At 66.6% G+C, this 19712-nt stretch carries 25 protein-coding genes; 12 read left to right on the top strand and 13 right to left on the bottom strand.

Translation table 11 applies throughout. From position 1 onward, the window contains the following. Positions 1-76: 76 nt before the first annotated feature. Positions 77-412, top strand: coding sequence for a hypothetical protein (locus tag OKJ99_RS34855; RefSeq protein WP_326022254.1), 336 nt, complete (start codon positions 77-79; stop codon positions 410-412). 117 nt (positions 413-529) lie between these two features. Here OKJ99_RS34855 and OKJ99_RS34850 read toward each other — a convergent pair whose 3' ends face one another. Continuing rightward, the gene (locus tag OKJ99_RS34850; protein WP_326022266.1) at positions 530-712 is read right to left on the bottom strand and encodes a DUF397 domain-containing protein; all 183 of its coding nucleotides are present in this window, start codon (positions 710-712) and stop codon (positions 530-532) included. A gap of 20 nt (positions 713-732) precedes the next feature. After that, the gene (locus tag OKJ99_RS34845) at positions 733-1572 is read right to left on the bottom strand and encodes a helix-turn-helix domain-containing protein (RefSeq protein WP_326022265.1); all 840 of its coding nucleotides are present in this window, start codon (positions 1570-1572) and stop codon (positions 733-735) included. Positions 1573-1803: 231 nt separating this feature from the next. On the opposite strand from OKJ99_RS34845, the gene OKJ99_RS34840 reads away from it, so the two are divergent. The 4 genes from OKJ99_RS34840 to OKJ99_RS34825 all read left to right on the top strand — a co-directional run bounded on the left by OKJ99_RS34840 (position 1804) and on the right by OKJ99_RS34825 (position 4157). Then, positions 1804-2049: a hypothetical protein gene (locus tag OKJ99_RS34840; RefSeq protein WP_326022253.1), complete on the top strand. Its 246-nt coding sequence runs from the start codon at positions 1804-1806 to the stop codon at positions 2047-2049. Positions 2050-2383: 334 nt separating this feature from the next. Beyond that, positions 2384-3154: an ATP-binding protein gene (locus OKJ99_RS34835; protein WP_326022252.1), complete on the top strand. Its 771-nt coding sequence runs from the start codon at positions 2384-2386 to the stop codon at positions 3152-3154. Between the two features lie 167 nt (positions 3155-3321). Further along, positions 3322-3801: a hypothetical protein gene (locus tag OKJ99_RS34830; RefSeq protein ID WP_326022251.1), complete on the top strand. Its 480-nt coding sequence runs from the start codon at positions 3322-3324 to the stop codon at positions 3799-3801. Then, positions 3798-4157, top strand: a complete 360-nt coding sequence (locus OKJ99_RS34825) for a hypothetical protein (RefSeq protein WP_326022250.1) — start codon at positions 3798-3800, stop codon at positions 4155-4157. The genes OKJ99_RS34830 and OKJ99_RS34825 overlap by 4 nt, the downstream gene beginning before the upstream one ends. A 221-nt stretch (positions 4158-4378) precedes the next feature. Here the strand turns inward: OKJ99_RS34825 and OKJ99_RS34820 are convergent, their stop codons facing one another. The 3 genes from OKJ99_RS34820 to OKJ99_RS34810 form a co-directional block, all read right to left on the bottom strand. Continuing rightward, positions 4379-5755 carry a S8 family serine peptidase gene (locus tag OKJ99_RS34820; RefSeq protein ID WP_326022249.1) on the bottom strand — a complete coding sequence of 459 codons (1377 nt, stop codon included), beginning with the start codon at positions 5753-5755 and terminating at the stop codon, positions 4379-4381. A gap of 92 nt (positions 5756-5847) precedes the next feature. Next, a complete protein-coding gene (locus tag OKJ99_RS34815) occupies positions 5848-7254 on the bottom strand; it encodes a WXG100 family type VII secretion target (RefSeq protein ID WP_326022248.1) in 1407 nt (468 codons plus the stop codon). 65 nt (positions 7255-7319) lie between these two features. After that, positions 7320-7754: a hypothetical protein gene (locus OKJ99_RS34810; protein ID WP_326022247.1), complete on the bottom strand. Its 435-nt coding sequence runs from the start codon at positions 7752-7754 to the stop codon at positions 7320-7322. Positions 7755-8321: 567 nt separating this feature from the next. Between OKJ99_RS34810 and OKJ99_RS34805 the strand changes: the two genes are divergently transcribed. The 6 genes from OKJ99_RS34805 to OKJ99_RS34780 all read left to right on the top strand — a co-directional run bounded on the left by OKJ99_RS34805 (position 8322) and on the right by OKJ99_RS34780 (position 13178). Beyond that, positions 8322-8636 carry a hypothetical protein gene (locus OKJ99_RS34805; RefSeq protein ID WP_326022246.1) on the top strand — a complete coding sequence of 105 codons (315 nt, stop codon included), beginning with the start codon at positions 8322-8324 and terminating at the stop codon, positions 8634-8636. A gap of 3 nt (positions 8637-8639) precedes the next feature. After that, positions 8640-9920 (top strand): putative T7SS-secreted protein, encoded by a 1281-nt coding sequence (locus tag OKJ99_RS34800; RefSeq protein WP_326022245.1) that lies wholly within the window; start codon positions 8640-8642, stop codon positions 9918-9920. A gap of 110 nt (positions 9921-10030) precedes the next feature. Further along, positions 10031-10618, top strand: coding sequence for a hypothetical protein (locus OKJ99_RS34795; RefSeq protein WP_326022244.1), 588 nt, complete (start codon positions 10031-10033; stop codon positions 10616-10618). Between the two features lie 36 nt (positions 10619-10654). Beyond that, on the top strand, positions 10655-11434 hold the full coding sequence (locus OKJ99_RS34790; RefSeq protein ID WP_326022243.1) for a hypothetical protein: 780 nt from the start codon (positions 10655-10657) through the stop codon (positions 11432-11434). A 427-nt stretch (positions 11435-11861) separates the two neighbouring features. After that, positions 11862-12506: a hypothetical protein gene (locus OKJ99_RS34785; RefSeq protein WP_326022241.1), complete on the top strand. Its 645-nt coding sequence runs from the start codon at positions 11862-11864 to the stop codon at positions 12504-12506. An 18-nt stretch (positions 12507-12524) separates the two neighbouring features. Then, entirely contained in the window at positions 12525-13178 is a 654-nt protein-coding gene (locus OKJ99_RS34780; RefSeq protein ID WP_326022240.1) for a hypothetical protein, read from the top strand. Between the two features lie 43 nt (positions 13179-13221). Here the strand turns inward: OKJ99_RS34780 and OKJ99_RS34775 are convergent, their stop codons facing one another. The 8 genes from OKJ99_RS34775 to OKJ99_RS34740 form a co-directional block, all read right to left on the bottom strand. Continuing rightward, positions 13222-13938, bottom strand: coding sequence for an SMI1/KNR4 family protein (locus OKJ99_RS34775; RefSeq protein ID WP_326022239.1), 717 nt, complete (start codon positions 13936-13938; stop codon positions 13222-13224). Between the two features lie 6 nt (positions 13939-13944). Beyond that, entirely contained in the window at positions 13945-14754 is an 810-nt protein-coding gene (locus OKJ99_RS34770) for a hypothetical protein (RefSeq protein WP_326022238.1), read from the bottom strand. Between the two features lie 152 nt (positions 14755-14906). Then, entirely contained in the window at positions 14907-15560 is a 654-nt protein-coding gene (locus OKJ99_RS34765; RefSeq protein ID WP_326022237.1) for a NucA/NucB deoxyribonuclease domain-containing protein, read from the bottom strand. After that, positions 15557-16291: a WXG100-like domain-containing protein gene (locus tag OKJ99_RS34760; protein WP_326022235.1), complete on the bottom strand. Its 735-nt coding sequence runs from the start codon at positions 16289-16291 to the stop codon at positions 15557-15559. The genes OKJ99_RS34765 and OKJ99_RS34760 overlap by 4 nt, the downstream gene beginning before the upstream one ends. Positions 16292-16390: 99 nt before the next feature. Further along, on the bottom strand, positions 16391-16804 hold the full coding sequence (locus OKJ99_RS34755) for a hypothetical protein (protein ID WP_326022234.1): 414 nt from the start codon (positions 16802-16804) through the stop codon (positions 16391-16393). Beyond that, entirely contained in the window at positions 16804-18054 is a 1251-nt protein-coding gene (locus tag OKJ99_RS34750; RefSeq protein ID WP_326022232.1) for an amidase domain-containing protein, read from the bottom strand. Before OKJ99_RS34750 ends, OKJ99_RS34755 begins: the two co-directional genes overlap by 1 nt. A 2-nt stretch (positions 18055-18056) precedes the next feature. Then, positions 18057-18380, bottom strand: coding sequence for a type VII secretion target (locus tag OKJ99_RS34745; RefSeq protein WP_326022231.1), 324 nt, complete (start codon positions 18378-18380; stop codon positions 18057-18059). 114 nt (positions 18381-18494) lie between these two features. Continuing rightward, positions 18495-19151, bottom strand: coding sequence for a hypothetical protein (locus tag OKJ99_RS34740; RefSeq protein ID WP_326022230.1), 657 nt, complete (start codon positions 19149-19151; stop codon positions 18495-18497). A 68-nt stretch (positions 19152-19219) separates the two neighbouring features. On the opposite strand from OKJ99_RS34740, the gene OKJ99_RS34735 reads away from it, so the two are divergent. After that, on the top strand, positions 19220-19576 hold the full coding sequence (locus tag OKJ99_RS34735; protein WP_326022229.1) for a hypothetical protein: 357 nt from the start codon (positions 19220-19222) through the stop codon (positions 19574-19576). Positions 19577-19712 lie beyond the last annotated feature (136 nt).

The raw sequence follows: 19712 nt of genomic DNA, 5'->3' as shown, positions 1-19712 counted from the left end.
ATCGGAGGCTACTCACAGGAGCTCCGGCCCTGGGTGGAGCTGGATGTGGGTCCCCCACCCCTTCAACTCGCAGTGGGTGCAGGGCCAGTTCAACTCCTACGTTTTCAAGCGCCACCAGACGTCACGTGACGACCTCCGGACTTTCATCGGTGAAATGCTCAGTGATGACGATGACGTGACAGATCAGCGCTGGTCCCAAGCAGCTGTTGCTGCCCTCCGGGATGTCACCGCGCCGGAGTTCGTCCTGGTCTGCTCGACTCACTGGGCATTTGCGTCATTTGAGGTCCGCTCGAGCGCCATTCCGGAAGCCGGAACGGCCTTCTACAACGAGTGGGTCGGGTCCATGAGTTTCGATGAAGAGGCCCAGTGGGCGCTGAAGTTGTCCGAAGAACCGGTGGTCCTACGGCCCTGAGCTACGACCCTCCGAGATTCCGGGACGCCATTTAGGGCCAGCGCGGCCCCGCCGGAAGAACATCGACAACTCAGCTCGGACCACGCCGGTTTGGTCCGGCTCATGGAGTGAAGTCATTCACGTTGCCATGCCACTGACGAACATGGCGAAACAGTCGGCACTTACCTTCAAGGCGCCCTGGGCTAGGTTCTTTGAGTCACGTACGGCTACATGGGTCCGAAAGTTGGCTATCTCAACACATTCATTACCCTCTCCACCACTGTACGAGGACTTGAACCAGATGTCATTTTCCTGACACATCGCTGTAGTTGACGCATAACTCATGGGGATATCTCCTGCTGCACTCTACGGATCAGCCGTGCCGAGGCTGTGGTGTCGGCGGCCTGCGAACGAAGGTAGTCGAAGGTCAACTTGTAGGCACTGATGTCCTCGGCATCATCCAAGTACAGGCCCCGACGGCGCATTTCGACGTAGACGACCGCCATGGAATTGAGCGGCTCGCGTTCGTCGTCCCGCCCGAGGATGACGAAGTGCCCGGCTCCCGCGGCATGCGCACCCGCACTGAACGGCAGGACCTGGACGGTGATGTTGGGGCGCTGCGCCATGTCGTACAGGTGGCCCAGCTGTCGCGCCATGGTCTTCGTGTCGCCGACCCTTCGACGTAGTACGGACTCGTCCAGGACGGCCCACAAGTGCAGGCCTGGGTCCCTCTCAAGAGTCTCCTGGCGCTGGATCCGCGCGTCGACCATGCGCTCGATCTCGTCGTTGGAGCTTCGCACTTCACGCGCTTGATGCACCGCCATCGCGTACTCGCGGGTCTGCAGCAGCCCAGGGAGAGCCGAGTTCGCGTAGATGTGCTCGTACGCCGACTCCTGCTCGAAGGAGACGAGTGGGTCCAGCCAGGCGGGCACGGCACTGTTGCCCACCCACCACCCGTCAGTCTGTGACTTCGCGACAGCGACCAAAGCCTCCCGCTCTGCCGCCGAGGCGTCGCAGGCATCGGCGAGTGCCTTCACCGTTGCCCATCGAATCCGGGCACGGTCCTGCCACATTTCGTAGCGACTGACCGTGGTGGTACTCACGCCCGCACGGTCGGCGACCTGGACCTGGGTCAACCCGGATCGTTCTCGTAGTGACGCGAGGCCCCGCGCGATCTGCATGCGCCCGGCCGGACTGATCTGTGTGGCAGTCATTGCCCAACCCCTCCTACTGCACAAGGAATTAACGCCCCTGGCATTGAGGAGACCGTACGGGCTGCGGTGTCGCCTTCGGACGTGCGAACGACGAGCGTCACCCACATTGACGAACTCCTCTCGAGAGCACCCCCTTCATGGGAATCCCATAGCAGGCTTCCCCTGAACCCTCCCTGGCTACTCGCAAAGGAGCACGTGATGCCAGTCGAAGTAGTCCCGGCCATCCGCCTACGGATCACCGACCCCACCACCCTCATCCCGGAACCCCGTCACCGCCTCCACTACCTCGCCGACGCCGCCTGCGGAGCTCCCGACTGCCCACGACCCGGCGGCCACTCCTACCTCCGCGACTGGAACGGCGGGCTGCCCGTGAACGTGTGCACCAGATCCCCCATCGGCCTGCCCGTCGCCAGCGATCACGGCGAGTCCGCATGCCAGCACTGATTCGTCAACTCCTCGATGCAGTGCAGACGTTTCTTGCTCCTTCTGGGCGTCACCGAGCACCCCGCGCTGCCGCCGCCGGCTACACAACGCCCGCTCCTTCACCCCCAGCACTCAGCCCGCTCCCCATTGCCACCGCGTCCCCCGCCCCCACCGTCCGGCACTGGCACGAACCCCTCGATGGTGCGGACAACGCACTGATCCGCCCCTATCTGCACGCCTTCGAAGCCGACGCGAAAGCACGGCTGCAGCGGATGCGCCGCGACGCCCTGTGGTGCGCGACCTACGGCGTAGACATCGACTTCCGCCAGATTCACGACCACCTCGGGAGGACCGCGTGACGGACAATTCGGCGATCAGCGACGGGAGTTGCATCCGATTGCTGCCCTGGCGCGGCGAGCGCGGCCAGGACTGCTATCTCGTCACCGACGACCCGCCGGACGCCGTCGGCGTGGTCACACGCCATGCCGACAACATCGAGTTTCTGCAGCTCGGCTTGGCACGAAGACTCCTCGCACGCGCCGAACCGCCACTGCCGAAGGCCACCGCCGAACACCCTGTACTGATGCGCGAGTTGACTGCCGCCCTACGGGACACCTTGCTCGTCGCCCGTTGCCGCGGGGAACGACTGGAGCATCTCACCGAGTGGGCGGCCGGGTCACCTGCCATGTGCCGAGCCGTACGCGACCTCTACAACGCGGCACCGGCCATGTTCCGGCTCGCCGCCTTCCCCGGGGACTGCCCGCGGTCGGCATGCGCGGCCCGACGATTCGTGCGGGACGGCGCCCGCGCTTGGGGACTGCCCGATGAGGCCGCCGACGCAATGGAGGCGGTCACCGGGGAGCTGGCCGCGAACGCCATCGGCCACGGCCAGGGCCCCTTGCTCACAGTGGCGGTGGGCTGCCGCCGCGACATCGTGACTGTCGTCGTAGCGGACGAGGGCGGCGGGACCTCGGAAGACCTGCCGTGGAGGCCGGTTGACACGGTCGCCTCCGCTGAGGAGGAGTCCGGGCGCGGGCTGCTCATCGTGCAAGGCCTCAGCAAACGCTGGGGGTGCCGGCCGACTACGGGCGGGCTGAGCGTGTGGGCCGAGATCGCACTGCCATGAGGCGGTGACCTCCACTGCCTCTCACGCACATGCCACGCGCCCCGAGTCCCGGAGGAAACAGGTCCCGTTCTGCAACGCGCCGAAATGCAGGCGGTCGACGCACTTCCGAGGACCACCCCACGTGTGGGTGATGGCGTCACGGCCACTTTCAAAGTAATTTCAAAGTCATGAGTGCTGAGAACGTATCCGTGAACTTCTCCGAACTGGTCAACAAGAACAAGCAGACACTTGCCCGGCTCCAGGAATCGCCGAGACTGCTCCTGCACCGCAGAGACGGCGAGGATCTGGTCCTGACCACCGCGGCACGGGCCGAGCAGGACCAGACCGTCGTATCGGCAGCTACCCGGATGCTGGCCGCGATGGCACGCCGGGAGCCCGGCAGCATGGAACTGCTCCTTGACGTGCTGCCGGACGCCTTCCCTTGGGTCCGTTTCCTACCCGAGTCCGATCTCCATGCCTTTGCCGTTGAACTGGTCGACACGATGCGCGCCGCCGACTCAATCGGCAACAACGCGTCTGTCGCACAGATGCTCGTTGCCTGGCAGCACACGGCCGAGGTCTACTCCGACCCCGAACTTCTTGCTGCGCTGACCAAAGATCACGGTGAGGACTACGGCCTGGTGACGGACCCGCGAGGTGCCGCGTGAGCCCAGGCCGCGGCGACCGCGCCGCGCCTCCGGCACCGGACGGCCAATGGGAAGTCCGCTTCGCCGATGCCGCCTCGGCCAAAGGCTGGGAGAGCCTCACCCAGCAGGCCCGCGAGAACACCTACCGCGCTTGGATCACCATGCGCACCACCGCCAGACCGGCCATCGAGACACCACGACACCACCGGCTCAAGGGCAGTCTGGCGCACGGCACTCACCGCGGGCAGACCTGCGAGCAGTGGCAGATCGAAGTGACCGGCGGCGGCCGCATCTGGTACCTCCTCGACACCGGCCGGGAGACGTGTTGGATCACCTTCGCGGGCACGGGGCACCCGCGAGCCACAGACCGGCACTGACAGCCGACGGGGCGGCGGAACTGGACACCGGGAATCGACCGCCGACGCCCAAGGAGAGGGATTCGCTTGATCTCGGCACGAGACGCGACCTCAGCCGCTCTCGACACGGTGAGCCCTGCTCCAAGGCTCCCGTGACCGCCCCTCGACCCCGTATGCGCATCTCACGCACACGTTAGAGCCCCGCGTCCGGTTGGACGCGGGGCTCTAACGTGAAGCACGAACTACTGCTGCCTGTACGGCGGTTGAGAGGGAGCCTGAGGGTACGAACCACCCGGCGCGGGGGGCGCCTGCTGCGGGTACGAGCCCGGGTACGGCTGCTGCGTCGGGTACGGCTGGTGACCACCGCCGCCCCAACCACCACCGGGGGGCGGGGGCGGGCCACCGCCACTGTTCTTGCGGCTGCGCACAATCACGATGACGACGATCACCAAGATGACGAGGACGCCGGCAGCGATGCCAACGATCAGGCCGGTGCTCATACCGCCGGAGTCCGAGGAGTCGGAGGCCGCCTCGGGCGGCGAGGAAGACGGTGCCGAGGCGTCGCCGCCCTTCGCCTTGCCGACAGCGGCGTTCAGTTCATCGATCTTCAGCGGCCCGTTCTTGGAGCCTGCCGGGACGTCCTTGGTGAGGGCAGCCAACGGTTGGATATAGCCATAGCCATAGTGCTCGTCGGGGAGAGACGTGCCCTTCGCAGAAGCGGGTAGACCGGCTGTCTTGACGAGGCGGTTGACCAGCTGCCCTGGGGTCAGGTCGGGGAACTTCTGCTTGAGGAGAGCAAGGGCGGCGGAGGTATAGGCAGTGGAGTCCGAGGTGCCATCGCCGCCGTCGTAGCCATCGGAGTCGAGACCAGCGGTGACGATATCGACGCCGGGCGCGGTAAGCATGAGATGCGAACCGTAATTGGAGCCATCCCAGATCTGCCCATTCGAGCCAATGGCACCGACCGCTACAACACCTGGGTCGACCGCAGGGTGGTTTTGAGCATCGCTGCCTGTCTTGCCATCATTGCCAGAGCCTGCGACGACAGGTACGCCCTTGTCCAAGGCGTATTTGACGGCCTCCTGCTCTTCCTGAACGCCCTTGGAGTCGGCGCTCTCTGAAGTCCAGTTGATTTGAGAGATGTTGATGACGTCCGCACCGTGGTCAACGGCGTACCGAATCGCCGGACCGAACATGCCCTTGCCGCCATCGTCGCGGATCGGAAGGATCTTGGCGTCTGGCGCCAGGCCCTTCACTCCGCTCCCGCCACCCGTACCGTGGCCATGACCGGCGATAATGCTGGCCATCCCTGTGCCATGGCCAGGGTTGTTGCCGTCCTGCGGATCAGGCTCAATCGACGTGTCTCCGTCGATAAAGTCCCTGCCCGCGAGGAATTTACCCTTGAGGTCAGGATGGCTGGTCTTGAAGCCGCTATCGATCACGGCAACCGTCACGCCCTCGCCTGTCGCGACCTGCCAAATCTTATCGGCGGAGAACGCCGACAACGCCCATTGGTCGTCTCTGACCTGGTCCGCCGACGCCGTCGGCGCGGCCGCGAAAAGCAGCGCTCCCGCCGCCGCTGCAGCGCCCACAGCGCGCAGCGCTCGCGTGAAGCTCATGCCGTAACACCTTCCCTCGCAGGGCGGGGCCCACAGCCCGAAGGCTGCGGGCCCCGTCTTGTCTTCACCGCATACTTAACCAGTAGGCCTGACTATTCCACGACCTTGGGGTTAACAGTGCGACCGTTCGCCCAGGTCTGCTCGTCCTCGACCAGGTAGTCCGGGCGAGAGTTGTCGCGACCCCTCTTGTCCTTGCCCTTGCCCGTCTGAGCACCGTGCCCAGCGAGACCATTACGTCCGGCGTCCTTTCCGGCACCACCGGTCGCGGTCTTCGGCTTCTGACGCAGAGCGGAACCGCCCTGCTGTCCGGAGCCCGGCTTGACGACGGACTTGCCGATCTCGCCGCCCTTGGTACGGGCGAGCGAGTTGCCCTTCAGGCCCTTCGCAGCATCCTTGCCAGCGGCTCCAGCACCCGCGCCACCACCGAGACCGCCGCGTCCCATGGCGCCTGCGCCGCCACGGCCTGCGGCACCCGCGCCGAGGCCTGCACCAGCACCGATCCCGCCGCCGATGCCCGCTCCTCCGACACCGCCCGCGCCAGCACCAGCTCCTGAACCAGCCATGCCGCCACCGATGCCGCCAGTACCAGCGCCGGCCCCCGCGCTGATACCGCCGGCTCCGGTTCCCGAGCCGCCGTTGAAGCCGAGGTTTCCGGCGCCGATCTGCGAACCGGCCGTCGGCTTCTGCGAGCCGATGCCTCCGCTGATGCCGTTGGTGGTCGGCGACTTCATTCCCTTGACTGGCGAGCCGGACGCGTTTGAGCGGCTGAGGTTGCCAGTCCCGGTGCCGCCAGAGGGGGCACCTACGGAACCGGCGACGATGGGCACGGGGGTCACTCCACCGGGTTCGCCTGGATAGTCCTCGTTATCCGTAACTCGCCCATTCCGACTCCACGACCCCATCGACTTGGTCTGCGAGTTGTACGCCGCCCCCAGCGCCTCCATCTTCACAGCCATGGCCATCTGCGCCTCTCGCCCAGCCGACATGTCGCCTTCACGACCATCAGCGATCTGCTGCGCAGTGACATTCTTGTCGGCGAGGTCCTTGTTGAGGCCGTCCTCATCGCGGTTGATATCGGTGAGACGGTCAGACCTGCTATCGCCCGCGGACGGCTTCTGCATAGCCAGGACTTGCTTCTTGATGTCCCCGAGTACGTTCGCCGCACTCGTCATCGCAGTGGAGACCTGCGTCGCATACGTGGACGTGTCATGGATCTTCTTTGCGATCACCTTCGACCGAGCCTGGAACTGGTCGGCTGACGAGCCCTGCCAGTGCTCCATTACCTCGGCAACAGCGTGCTCATAGGTCTCTTTGGCCGCGACAAGCTGGTCGTGGACACCCTTCCATCCCCTAGCAGCAGTGTGCACGTTCTCAGGGTTGGCGCCCTGGACCATGGCCTTCATGGTGTCCATGTCCAGGTTCTTGAAGTCGGTCGTGTTGTCGCCGACGTAGCACTGCGTCGGCGCCTGGTAGGTGTAGTCCGCGCCCTGGTCACTCATTGCGCCCCAGGCCCCCTTCGTCTCTCGCTTCGTGTCCTACGCGTCCGCCGCCGTCCTTGATGCCTCTAAACACCCGACATCGACCCCGCCGACGAACCCGAACCGATCCCCGACCCCGAGGACGAAGTCGACACCTGGTTCGCCCCATGCACAGCGTTCGAGGTGTCCGCCTCAGCGTCCTGATACGCCCCGTGCGCCTTTTTCGTCTTCGTACCGAAGTCGTCCATCACCGACTCCAGGTGAGCAACGACGGCCTCGAGATAGTCCTTCATCTCGGCGTGAGCGGAAGTCAGCGCTTCCGCCTCTTCGAACCGGCCGCCCGACGTGCTCCCGCCCGTCGTGCACTGCCCAGCCACGCTCGCGCCCAATGCACCTGGTGGCAGGTACGTGTTGCTCTTCGTGTCCCCGTTCGCCTTGCCGAGGTCACCAATAATCGCGTTCAGCTTCCTGATGACCTGGTCGAGCGCACTCAGATCGACCTTGTACCCGTCACTGGCCATGCGCTTGGCCCTCCCCGTTCATCCTGCTAGTCCCGTTCTTCCCGTTGGGGGCGATAAGTCCGGTCCCCTGTCACAAGCCTGTCCTTAGCCTATCGAACGGCACCCACACCTCGCTCGGTGCTGCCCGTCACAACTCCGCGACAGGTGCGGCCGGCAGGCCGCCTTATGGGGCATAAGCGGCGCAATTACCTCACGCGCGCCCTGCCGCCCTGCGTCGACACGGGGTGCGACTCAGCAGAAAGCCCCAACCCAAGGATTCCAACCTCCCCCTCACTGCACACCCCGGCCGCACCCCTCCCCCTTTATGCGACCTCACCAAGCGTCACACTCGCGGCCGCCAATCATCCGATCGAGGGCCAACCCATCGGACTGGAAAGGCCGTTCACCTATCTGCGCCATCTCGATGCCAGCCTGCACATCGCTCCGGCCACCCACCCCCTGATGCTCCTCCGCGCGACAGCAGGCCCTGACCGCCCCACCCCACCTCTCCCCCGCCAGACAGAGAGTCACTCAATCCGCTTATCGTGACCCCTCAGCCTCAAGCGCCGACCACGGGGAGGATGTCGCATGGGCGGCCACTACAAGACCGATACCGATGCATTGGGGAAGTTTGTCGCCTCGCTGGAGGCCAGCGTCGACGAGCTGAGCTCGGCGCGCACGGCGCTCGCCCACATCCGTGGGGACCAGATCGGGACGGCCCGCCTCGACGAGGCTTGCGACACGTTCCAGGACCGGTGGCGTTACGGCACCGAGCAGCTCAGCGAGCAGATCGGCGACATCTCCGAAGGGGTCAAGGAGAACAAGCTCAGCTACGAAAAGCTGGAGAACGATCTCGCGGATGCCCTGACGAAGTTCCAGACGTCCACCTCGGGAGGGAAGTGACCAGTGGCAGCCAACCCCTACACCCACCTCGGCTGGAATCCCGTCCCCGGAGTCCCCTCCGAAGTCGCCGAACTGCAGCAGAAGATCACGTCCGCTTCGAAGACGCTGGACTCGACCCACCGGCAGATCGAGCAGCTGCTCGGCGAGTGCAGCTACTGGGAGGGCGACGCCGCGGACGCGTTCCGTGACGCGCTCGATGGCGACATCCCCACATACGTCAAGAACGCGGCCCACTCCTTGGGTAAGGCGGCATCCGCGCTATCCGTCTGGGAGACGGAACTCATCTCTCACCGGGATCTGGCGAAGAAGTACGACGACGAAGCCGGTGAGAGGAAGTCTGCCGCCGACTCCGCGCAGAAGCATTACGAGCGGGCCAAGGAGAACCCGGGCCTTGACCTCGGCGGCCAGACCTACCCCAACCAGGCGGAGGCCGACGCGGCCACGGCGAAGCTGCGCGCCGCCGAGTCCGCCCTCAACGACGCCTCCACCAAGCTCGAGCAGGCCAACCAGGCGTACCAGGACGTAATCACCAAAGCGAAGGAGCTGGAGGCCGAGCACGAAGCGAAGGCTGAGACGGTCGCGAAGCGCCTCGACGACGCCGACGACAAGCTCGCGCCGAAGGAGCCCGGCTGGCTCGGCAAAACGGTCTCCGCGATCGGTGATGTGCTGAAGGTGATCGGCGAGGGCATCGTGGAGCATGCTGGCACGATCGGAGCAATCGCCGGGCTCCTTGCACTGCTACCCACCCCGGCCGCACCCGTGTTCCTCGCCGTCGCCGTGGGGGCCAGCGCTTTGTCCCTGGCCAACAACCTCTCCAGTGAGGACTTCAGGGATTCACTGACCGGAGAGTACGGGTGGGGGGAACGGATCAAAGCCGTTGCCAGTGTCGCCGGCGACTCCCTCGGCATGGTGCCCGGAGTAGGAGCACTCGCACGGGCGGGTAGTGAGGTCGGCCTGGCCTCGGCCGTGGCCCGCGAGGGTGGCGAGGCCCTGACGGTAGGGACCAAGGCGGACCAGTTCGTCAAGGGCATCGTTCCGGCATTCGACCACAAGGCGATGGACGCGGCCACGTCCGCCGGGGTGAAGGAGTTTGCCCTCGACGGGTCCAACGCTCTTGTCAATTCCGTCTCTTCTCTAGAGAGTTTCGGGGTTCTCCCTGACGACGGAGTAGGCCACGAGGCCAACGAATACTCCAAGATCGCTGCCAGTGCGCCCAGCTTCCGCGATGACATCGGCGAGATCACCAAGGACGCCGGCGAGTTGCTTCGGGGGATTCGTCTGTAATGGAATCACTTACGCAGCACGACGACACCCCGGCACCCGCCCTGTGGTGGGCGATCCCTCACGGCTTCCACGAGCTCACCTTGACCCCCTCCCTCAGTGATCTACGTGAGATGGCCGAGCAGATCCGTAGCCTCCCCCAGGGCGAGGAACGCGACCGTGCGGACTCCGCGCTGCGGGTGTATGCCGCCACTTTGCTGGCCATGCGGAGCAACCAGGTCATGGGGTGTGCGCTCGGCCTGCACCCTGGGCAAGCCGGTGAGACCCCTGCGATGTCGACTCTTGTCGTGTCGAAGATGTCCGTGCCAAGTGGTGGCGCGAAGGCCGCACTTACCGGGTTGATCCCCGCGTCCGCCGGTGCCTCACCGGGTGAGGGAGCACGCCCCGTTGAGCTTCCCTGCGGGCTGGGCTTCGTCACAGAGCGAGAGCAGCGAACCGCATCACCCAAGCAGGATCCCGAGACTCAAGCTTTCCAGGAGATGCCGGTATGGCAGGGCACCGTCGCCATCCCAGACTCCCGCTCGTCCACCGTCTATTTCGTGCAGTTGGTAACCGCCGAGACCGAACAGACAGATGCCTATCGCGACGTGCTCCTGGGCGTGGCGCGCACGGTGACCTTCACCGCCCCCGAGGCGGACACCGCCGCTTCCCCGCCTTACCTCGCCCCCGAGGACGGCGACGTTCGAAACATCTTCGGCTGAAACGCTCCGCACCGCACCCACGATAAGGACAACACAGTGACAGGACAGCCCCTCACCACGTCCGCCACCGCCCCCAAAAGCAGAATCGGCAAGGCCCTTACCGCCACTCTCGCCGGGTACGCCCTCACGCTCCTTCTCAAGAATGACAGTGTCTGGCTCCTCGGAGCCCTGGGTATCTTCGTGATGGTTGGCGGCTACATCGTGCTCGCGCTTGCGACGTACCCGAAGGCCTCAGGACGGGGCGCCTCCGAAGAAGGCACCCCCGACATGGCCGCGGCAGTCAGAGCGCACTACAGCGCCATCGCCCGTTGGGGCGGAATCCAGTTGCTCATTGCCGCCGCATGCGTGGCGGCCGATTACGTCCTGGGTTCGTCGTATCTGTGGCCCTTGACTCTGCTGTCCGCTTTCGTACTCCTCCTCGTAGCCAGCAGCCTCATCGGGGGGATCGCCGGGACCAGGAGGTGCGCCCGGGCCGGCAGCGTGTACGAACCTGTGTCTCGCCCCTTCAAGCCGTTCAACATCCAGGCCAATGGCAAGAGTTCCCTGCGCCTGGGCGATGCAGGAGCAGGCGAGTCGCCGATCATGGCCGGCACGGATCCACTGCGCCACCACGGCTGGCCCTCCGGCCATGCCGACTGGGTGTGGTTCGCTGGGGACGACGCCTTCGGCGGCACTGTGATGCTGCCGCATTCGGGAATGCTCATCTTCGTCCAGCCCAAGGACCCGGACGAGGCAGCAGGCGCCCGGAAGGCCGCCGATCCCGAACGCACCCAACGGGCCATACGGGCCGGGCTGTTGAGGCGCGACAAGATGTGACCGTGGGGCCGTGGGATTGCAGGCACGCACCCGCTGACAACCCGAGCGAGCAGGCGGAGCGCCGCACGGCGACGACTGTCGCACGCCGCTGCGAGATGGCGGTTGGCGTGGGGTGCGTGGCCGGGCGGCAATCGGAGTGGGATGGGCACGTGACGGGGGCCGCTGCGACGGTTTCGGGCATGGCGAACTCCCTTACGTATGAGGTGCTGAAGGGGGAATACCACGGCAGCCGGTGGCTCGTCTCCCTGACGCGGGCCCGCACGGTGAATCGCCGCTACCGGACTACCGGGGGCCCTGCTGCGTCCGAGCCGTCTGGATAGGGTGCCGACGCGGCATGCAGACGTTGTGCTGACATGTGGTCCGGGGGTGTTCGCTCAGGCTGCTCCGCCCGGGGCCCGATGGAGTCGAGCATCCAGGAGATCGAATCATGCACGGTGCGGCCGCCGACGGGACTCAGACGGCGCAACTCGCGGCACAACTCCCCCTGGCGAAGTGCGCTTTCGACGATCCCGCCACCCGCGACGCCTGGACGAGAACCAGACGCACAGTGCGCGTACGCCTCACGCTCTGGACGGTCTTCTGGGTGGGTTCGTTCATCGTGCTGAGCCTGCTCGACGGGTTCGGGGTCATCGGTCTCTCCGATGTTCACTTCAAGGCGCGTTGGGGTGGGGACGGCGGGACCCTGCTCGGTCTGGTCGGGGCGGTGCCCTTCCTTGTCTATCTGTGTCAGCTGTACCTCTACGTCGTCTCCCTCCGGTCGCTGAAGCGCATACGACGAGTGCTCGAGCGGCGCCCCTGGCGGCTCGTCTCCGCTGTCCGCAAGCAGCATCAGGTCACGGACCCGAGCGGCGTACCCGTCCGGTTGCGGATCGGGGCCGAAGGCGCGCGGAACGAGTGGAGTCACGTCATGTCGGCCAGCGGTGTGCCCCGTAAGCGGCGATGGCCCGAGGCCATGGAGCACGGCGCGTGGCACGCGGGGGACAACTGGGGTCCAGGGGTGCTGGCCCTCCCCGGCGGCGAGAACCTCATGGAAGTCAGGAAGCGTCATGTCGCCGGCGCGGCCCGAGCGTAAGGGATCTCATCACTCACCATGAGCGCCGATACTTCACGTCCCACCACGGTTCCCGTCACGATTCCCGCCGCGCCCGACGTGGCGCAGGTGCTGTCGCACAACTTCCGGGCTCTCGGGAAGTTCCTCGCATTCCGCCTGAGCCTGATCATGCTGCTGATGGTCGGACCGGTCGTCTGCATCAGACTGGGTGTGGTGCCGGATTCCGCGCTCGCCGTGTTGCCGCTTGTCGCCGGTCTGTTCGTTCTGATCTACACCATGCTCCGCGTCAGGTTTGCGACCAGGCTCTTCGCCTGCCGACGGGTTCTGCGTCATTACCCGCTCACCCACTACTCGCGGGTCGCCAAGAAGGACGCGAGGGGAAAGGTCTACGGGACCGTGTTCGCGCTACGTGTATCGATTCGCGGGCAGCACGGTGCTCCGCTGATGCGTGGGCTCAATGCCACGGGCAGCCCGCGGTGGCCGGCAGGGTTCGACGAGGGTGGCTGGGTGGCCGGTGATCTCGCGTACGGCGGAGTCCTCATCTCCCCCACGACCGACGCCCTGCTCTTCATCAAGCCGGATGAGTGGGACAAGTTGGAGTCGCGGCGCCGTGAACTGGGGCCTGAGCGTGCGGAGTTGGCGAGGCGGGCCGGGCTGGACAACGGCAAGTGGCCCGAGCCGAGGATCTCCTAGGGTTGCGCCCCACCACTCCGTTCAGCCAGGAAGCACCCTCGGCTCACCCGAAGGGGTTCGGGCTCGGCAGGCGCAGGGTCGCTCCGTCGGGAAGGTCGAACACCTGCTGTGCGATCGGTCCCCGGATCCGCATCGCGGTCGCCGCGTCGACGGCCTTGAAGTTGTCGAAGTCGTAGCCGCCGCCCGCGACGAAGAAGCGGCGGGGGACCAGGCGCTCGGCCGGGTCCAGCGCGCCGTTCGCCTTCTGGTAGGCGTACGCGAAGCTCGCCGTGCCGTTGACGTCGGGGTCGTCGAGGAGCCACTGGGCCCAGTCGTTCAGGCTGGTTCCAAGTTCGGTGAGCTCCGCGGATTCCGGGTTGAGCGTGACGACTTTCGCGCCGTCGATGATGCCGAACTGCGTACCGAAGATGTCCTGGCCGAAGCAGAAGATGTCGTCGGCGAGATCGTCGTAGGTGTCTTTCCAGGTGTCCTCGGCATTCCAGGAAAGAAGGTCGGGGCCGAGGCCCTCGTCACCCGCGCGGAATACCTGGACGCCGGCGTTGAAGAGGAAGAAGCCGTTCATGCTGGAAAGGACCGTGCCGAGTTCGGCGAGGGGGCCGGTTTCCCAGCCGAAGTCGAGATCGATGGCCGGACCCATGGGGCCGCGGGCGCGGCTCAGGAGCTGTTCCAGTGCGCCGTCGGACGATGCGCCTTCGGACGATGCGCCTTCGGGCGTTGCGTCCTCGGGCGTTGCGCCGCCGGGCGTTGCGTCGTCGGACATTCCGAATCACTTCGCTTCCGGGCCGATGGGGCGTGTCAGATAGTGCTCCCGCACACGGTCCGTGGTGACCAGGCGGAGAGTGGGCTGAAGGACGGGAGCCGTCGGGATGGCGTCCCATTTCTTGTACGGGTGCCATCGGCCGTGTGCGGCGAGCAGCATCGCCTCGCCGCGCTCGATGTCCCCCTGAACCGCGTACCATCCTGCCATCCACGAGCACTCGGCGAAGCGGGGAGGGGTGTGCCCGCCCTGCGCGACGAGATCGTGTGCGCGCGGGAAGTCGTTGGCGGTCCTGAGCGACATCCATACGACGTGCTGTTCGTCTGAGGTGAGCGTTTCGAAATCGCGCTCCACGAGGGGAGAACGGTGCTTGGCGCCCGACGGCGGAAGCGGTACGCCCCAAGGCCTGAACCCCGGCAGCAGTTCTGCCAAAGGACGCTGAGTCAGTTGCTCGGAAAGCCAGGACAGCCGCTTCTGCAGCACACGTCCGGTCGGCAGGGTCTCCGCCACCGCGGCAAGGCGGTCCGCGATGGCCTCCGGCGTGACGTCCGGTGCGGCCAGGAACGCCTGATCGAACGGCATGTCCTGGTCACACAGCTCGCCACCGCTCGGGCCGTCCGTCCGGATCAGCGACTCGGCCAGCTCCGAGGCCTCTGCGGGGCGGTCCAGCCACAGCAGGATCTGGATCGACGCGGCAGCCGCTTCCCATACAGGGCCACGCGCACCACTGGGCCGACGAGCGATCTCGAGCAGTTGTGGCAGTGCCTCCTGGAAGTGCCCCTCGCGGGCGTGTGAGATCAGCTTCTCGGCAGAGTTCATGAGGTCATCCTCTCCTTTGGCCTCTGGAACGGGGGATTTCCGCCGCGTCGAGCGTCGTGCGTCGCGCGTTGTGGGTCGCGCGTTATGCGTCGCGCGTTATGCGTCGCGCGTTATGCGTCGCGTCGTGCGTCGGCTCCCCCTGGCGTTCTCCCTCAGCGCACCGAGATTTTGACTCTGGTGCCGTCCGGCAATCCGCGTACGGCGCTTCCCATGGCCGACCCCGACCCTTGGTTGTCCTTTGCCCCGATGTACTGGACACTCGCGCCCGCCCCTCCCTCCTTGTACATGGCAGGAGGGTATTCGTCCCGGTCGCGCGGGCTGTCGGTCGGAATCCCGCGGAGCGAGTCGGCGCGGTTGTCGTCCGCCCCGTTTCTGTCGATGGTGAGAACGTTGGGTTTCGGCGCGTCCGAGTCGTTGTCGTCGCCGCGCCAGATGGTGCCGTTCTGGGCGTCCTCGATGTGCTGCGCGGACTCGGGGTACTTGTTCCTGTCGAGGACCATTTCCGCGTCGTATTCGGTCTGGCCGCCGGTATGTTGATTGAAGTCCCGCCGCGCGTCGGCCTGTTCGCGCATTCTGCGCCGCGAGCCCTTGCCGGTCTCGCCGCCGTTCTTGGCGACCTTGTTCGCGAGGTTGATGAGCTCGTGCGCGTGCTGGCCGTCCGCGTCCTGAATGTTCTTGACGACCTTCTTGGCGCCGTCCCCGACCTGGCTGTACATGTCGCCGACGGCCTTGGCGGCGTCCTTGCCGAGTTTCCTGCCCATGCGCTGCGCGGCGTCTTCGAGCGCCTTGGCTATCGGATGGCTCATCCGAACGACACTCCCCCGGCCGCGTTGCTGAATTTGACGGCGTGTCCGGCGACAGCCTCGGAGTGTTTCTTGAAGTCGTCGGCGTGCTTGAGCAGTTCGTCCGGGTGGATGGAGAAACCGGTGCCGCCGCCCGCGTCGGCGGGTCCCGCGATCGCTTCGCTGGCGGACTCGACGCCCTTCAGGACCAGGCCCTTCAGGGCACGCCCCACGATGTCCTCGAGCGGCTCGACGGCCTGGGTCGCGAGGTGCGCGACCACCTCTTCCAGGGCGCGTTCGAGGAGTTCGTTCACCACCTTCTTGGTGACCTGGATCAGTGCCGCCTCGGCTGCCGCGGCCGCCCCGAGGGTGACGATCGCCGTCGCGGCCGCTACGGCCAACTGAGCCGCGATGAAGATGAGTTGGGCGATGACGGCCACCTTGGCCGCGACGATGACCGCCGCCGCGACCTCCAGGGCGACCGCCGCCATCTCGCATCCCTGGATGAGCTCGCTCATGTGGCTGGTCGCCAGCCGGCTCCAGGTCTCGGCGAGCCGGTCGTACGACGACCCCTCGTAGCAGGCGGCCATGGCCTGGATGGTCGCAGACGCCTCCTCCTGCGACGAACCGATGTCACCCGCGAACGTGCGGACGTGTCCGGCGAACTCGTGGACGGCGTCCTCGTTCACTTGGGGCCAGTTCAGGCCCATCAGGTCCATGACCCAGACCAGTTCGTCCGGTAACTCGATAGCCATGCGCTCCCCCTGTGTCCCCGTGGCGCAACTGCCCTACCTGTGACAGTTGTTCGAAGGATAGTTGCCCGGAGGTGACGCTTCCTCATCGAGTGAGTCATGTCAGGGCAATGCTCGGGTCACCATCAGTCCCGAACAGTCCTGCCCGCCCGCCGGGTCCGGTGCGTACACCCAGTACAGGGCCGCGAGTTGGACCAGCAGGAGGACCGGTACGAGGCAGATCGCCGCCACCGCCAATCGGCGTCCCCGATACGTCTCCCCCGGTCGCCCACCCGTGCGGCGCCGGCGCTCCCCGCGGCGCAGGACGAGCAGAGCCCCCACCGCCGCCGCTCCGCACAGCGGAGCGGCCCAGGCCGTGACGTACATCCGCACGGACGGGCCCAGGTACCGGCAGTGCTGGAAGGTGTCGCCCTCGAAGGAGAAGTGGGCCGCCAGGAGAGCCGCCGAGGCGAGGACCAGGACCGGTACGAGCAGGGCCAGTCCGACCGGCGGGCGCCGGACGGAGGACGGGGGCATCAGTACCAGTCCGGGTCGGGGCGTACGAAGCGCAGGTTCTGGTCGCCCTCGTTCTTCTCCGTCGAGGGGAGGCGGCCTTCCAGGCTGACGTTCTGGTACTCGTTGTTGTGCTGGGTGTACTTGATCTCGCCGTCCGGCATCACCGCGGTGACGATCGCCGCGTGGTGTGTGTTGCCCCTGTCCGCGGTGTCGGCCGTACCGGCCTGCTCGTAGTAGATGATGTCGCCCGGCTTCGCCTCCGCCTGCGGGACCTCTGAACCGCCGTGCGAGAGCATGAAGTTCTGCTGGTTCTCCGCCGCGGCCCAGCTGTCGGAGTAGGAGACACGCTTGTCGATCGCGTCGATTCCGGTACGGGGGCCGGCCATCCAGGTGTCGTCGTCCGCGGGACCCCAGAAGCTCGTCTTCTCCTTCATGCCGGCGTGCGACAAGGCGTTGGAGACGAAGTTGGCGCAGTTGTTGCCGAAGTCGGTGGGGTCGGCCTTGTTCCAGTTGGCGAGGGCGTACTCGACCATCTTCACGCGGTCGTACTTGCCGTCGCTGCCGCGCAGTTCCTGTTCTACGTCGGCGGGGATGCCGTCCAGGTTGGCGAGGGCGACCGGCTGGGCCAGCATCAGGTCCTTGCGCTGCTCGGGCGTGAGGCCGTTCCACCAGCGGCGGGCCGTCGCCCTGTCCTCGCCGACCGGGATGTCGGCGGCGAGCATCCTCATCTGGACGTGCGAGGCGTGCTCTTGGAGGTCGCCCAACGCCTTGTCCGGGTCGGTGACACCGGTCTGGGCGGCGAGCTTGGCGAACTCGGTCGACGCCAACTTGTCGGCGGTGGTGACCTGTTCGACGGCCTGGTCGATGAGGTCCTGGATCTCGGCCCGGTACGAGTCCGTTCCCCCGGCCCCCGCCGACGGATCCGCGATCGTGCCGTCGGCGGCGATCTCCAGTCCGTGGCGCGCGGCGAGGTCCGTCGCGGCGTGCAGGGTGCTCTGCGCGGTCTCGATGGTGGTCGTCATGCCGTCGGCGACCATGTTGACCGCGAGCAGGATGTCGTACGCCGACTCGAGCCGGTTCGCGAGCTTCTCGAACTCGGCCGCCGCCGTGGCACCGACCTCGTCCGTCCAGTTGTCGGCGAGCGGCTTGGCGCCGTACTCGCGCAGGTCCTTCGCCGCGCCCAGGGCGTGCTTGGCGAGGGCGTGCCATTCGTCGGCCGCGGTGGCCCAGGTCTTCGGGTTGGCGTCTACCACACCCTCGTACGCGACCATGGTCAGGCCCTCCCGAGGTCGGCCAGGCCGGCGCGCAGGCGCGATTCGGCCTCGGCGTCCGCGCGGTCGTAACTGTCTGCGGAATCCCGCAACTTCTCGCTCAGCTCGCCCATCCGCTTGGCGAGGGACACCATGTGTTCCTCCCACTTGAGCGCGCAGGCCTTGAGCTCGGCCGGGCTCTGCCAGCCGTGGCCGTGGTGGGTGGCGGGCACCTCGTCGCTGGTGTCGAGTGCGTGACCGAGGCGCTTGGCCGTCTGCCGGGCCAGGGACTCGGTGTCGTGGGCCGTGGCGCGTACGCGTGCGGCGTTGATGTCGATGTCTGCCATGGACGTTGGACAACTCCCCCGTTGTGAACCGCTGTCGCCGGTCGCCTGTAGCCGGTCGCCGGTCGTCGGTTCGAATCCGGCGATCATCGTACGGGGGGGCTGGAAGTACGGGCCTCAGCGCGACTGCCCGCGCGTCCGCGTCCGCTCCCGGTGTCCCTTACGGTCCGGCGCGCCGATGTGCCCGGACTCGCGTTCCGCCTCGCCCAGCCACAGGTGGGGGACGTACGACTGGATCGCCGTGACGACTGCTTCGCGTGAGCCGGGTGGGACGGGGAGGCGGTAGCGCAGCCGGGGCAGGTCCGGGTGGAGGGGCTCCTCGTCGCGGACCAGCGGCCACAGGACCGGGTCGTCGCGGTCGATGGGGCCCGAGGGGCACAACTCGACCGAGTAGACCTTCGTGCGGCCGAGCTTGCTCCAGTGCAGGCCGACGCCGGCGAGCGTGTGCCAGGGGACGACGTCCCGCACCTTGCCGTCACTGACCCACAGGCCGGTCCGGTCGATGCTCACCGTCGAACGGCGCGACACCCAGGCGGAGATGAGGCTGGTGACGCTGATGAAGAGGATGAGCAGGCCCATCACGATGCCGACGACGCCCTTCGGGCTGGGATCGTCCTCACCGAGGCCGAACGTGATCGCCACTCCGCCGAGCATCACGAGCAACCCCACCACCGTCAACACGATGCCGAGCGGCAGCGCCTTGGCCGCACTGCGCTGACCAGTGCGAATGACGGTGGCTGTGGGAGTGGGGGCGTGGTCGTGAGGTGTCGACATGAGCAGGGAGTGTAGGGAACCTGTCGCGTCGGCCGCCAGGCAGATCGGTGACGTTTAGGCTCCGAGACATGACTTACGGCTCGGAATCCGACGAACAGCTGAAGGCGCTCAAGACGCTGAAGACGCGGTTCCAGGGTCAAGGGCGGCAGAGGCTCGTGGTGGACCGCCGGCGCGCGGCCCGGCAGGCGCGCCGGGTGTCCGCGGGGATCTCCGCGCTGGTCGCACTCGTCGCCATCGCCCTCACGGGCGTCCGCCTCGCCCAGGGCAGCGAGGCCGGGGTGTGGACGGTGCTCTACCTCGCGGGTGGTGTGGTGAGTGGGTTCGGGGTTCTGTTGGCCCGGTTCGGGCGGACGCGGTGGGCGTTCGCGGCGATTTGTGTGGGGGCGGGGGTTGCGATGTTGGGGGATGGGCCGATGTTCGGGTGACGCGTTGGTGACGTGCTGATGTGCTCACACGTTGACGCGTTGAAGCGCGGCGAGGCGGAAGCGTTCGGTTGAGTGTTGAGTGCTGAGTGCTGAGCGGATCGAATGACGTGAGTGGGGTAAGTGGGTTGATTTCGGG

The sequence above is a fragment of the Streptomyces endophyticus genome (assembly GCF_035798155.1).
Classification (GTDB): Bacteria; Actinomycetota; Actinomycetes; order Streptomycetales; family Streptomycetaceae; genus Streptomyces; species Streptomyces endophyticus.
The sequence above is the reverse complement of the archived record's forward strand: the minus strand, read 5'-3'. Positions and strand labels throughout refer to the sequence as shown.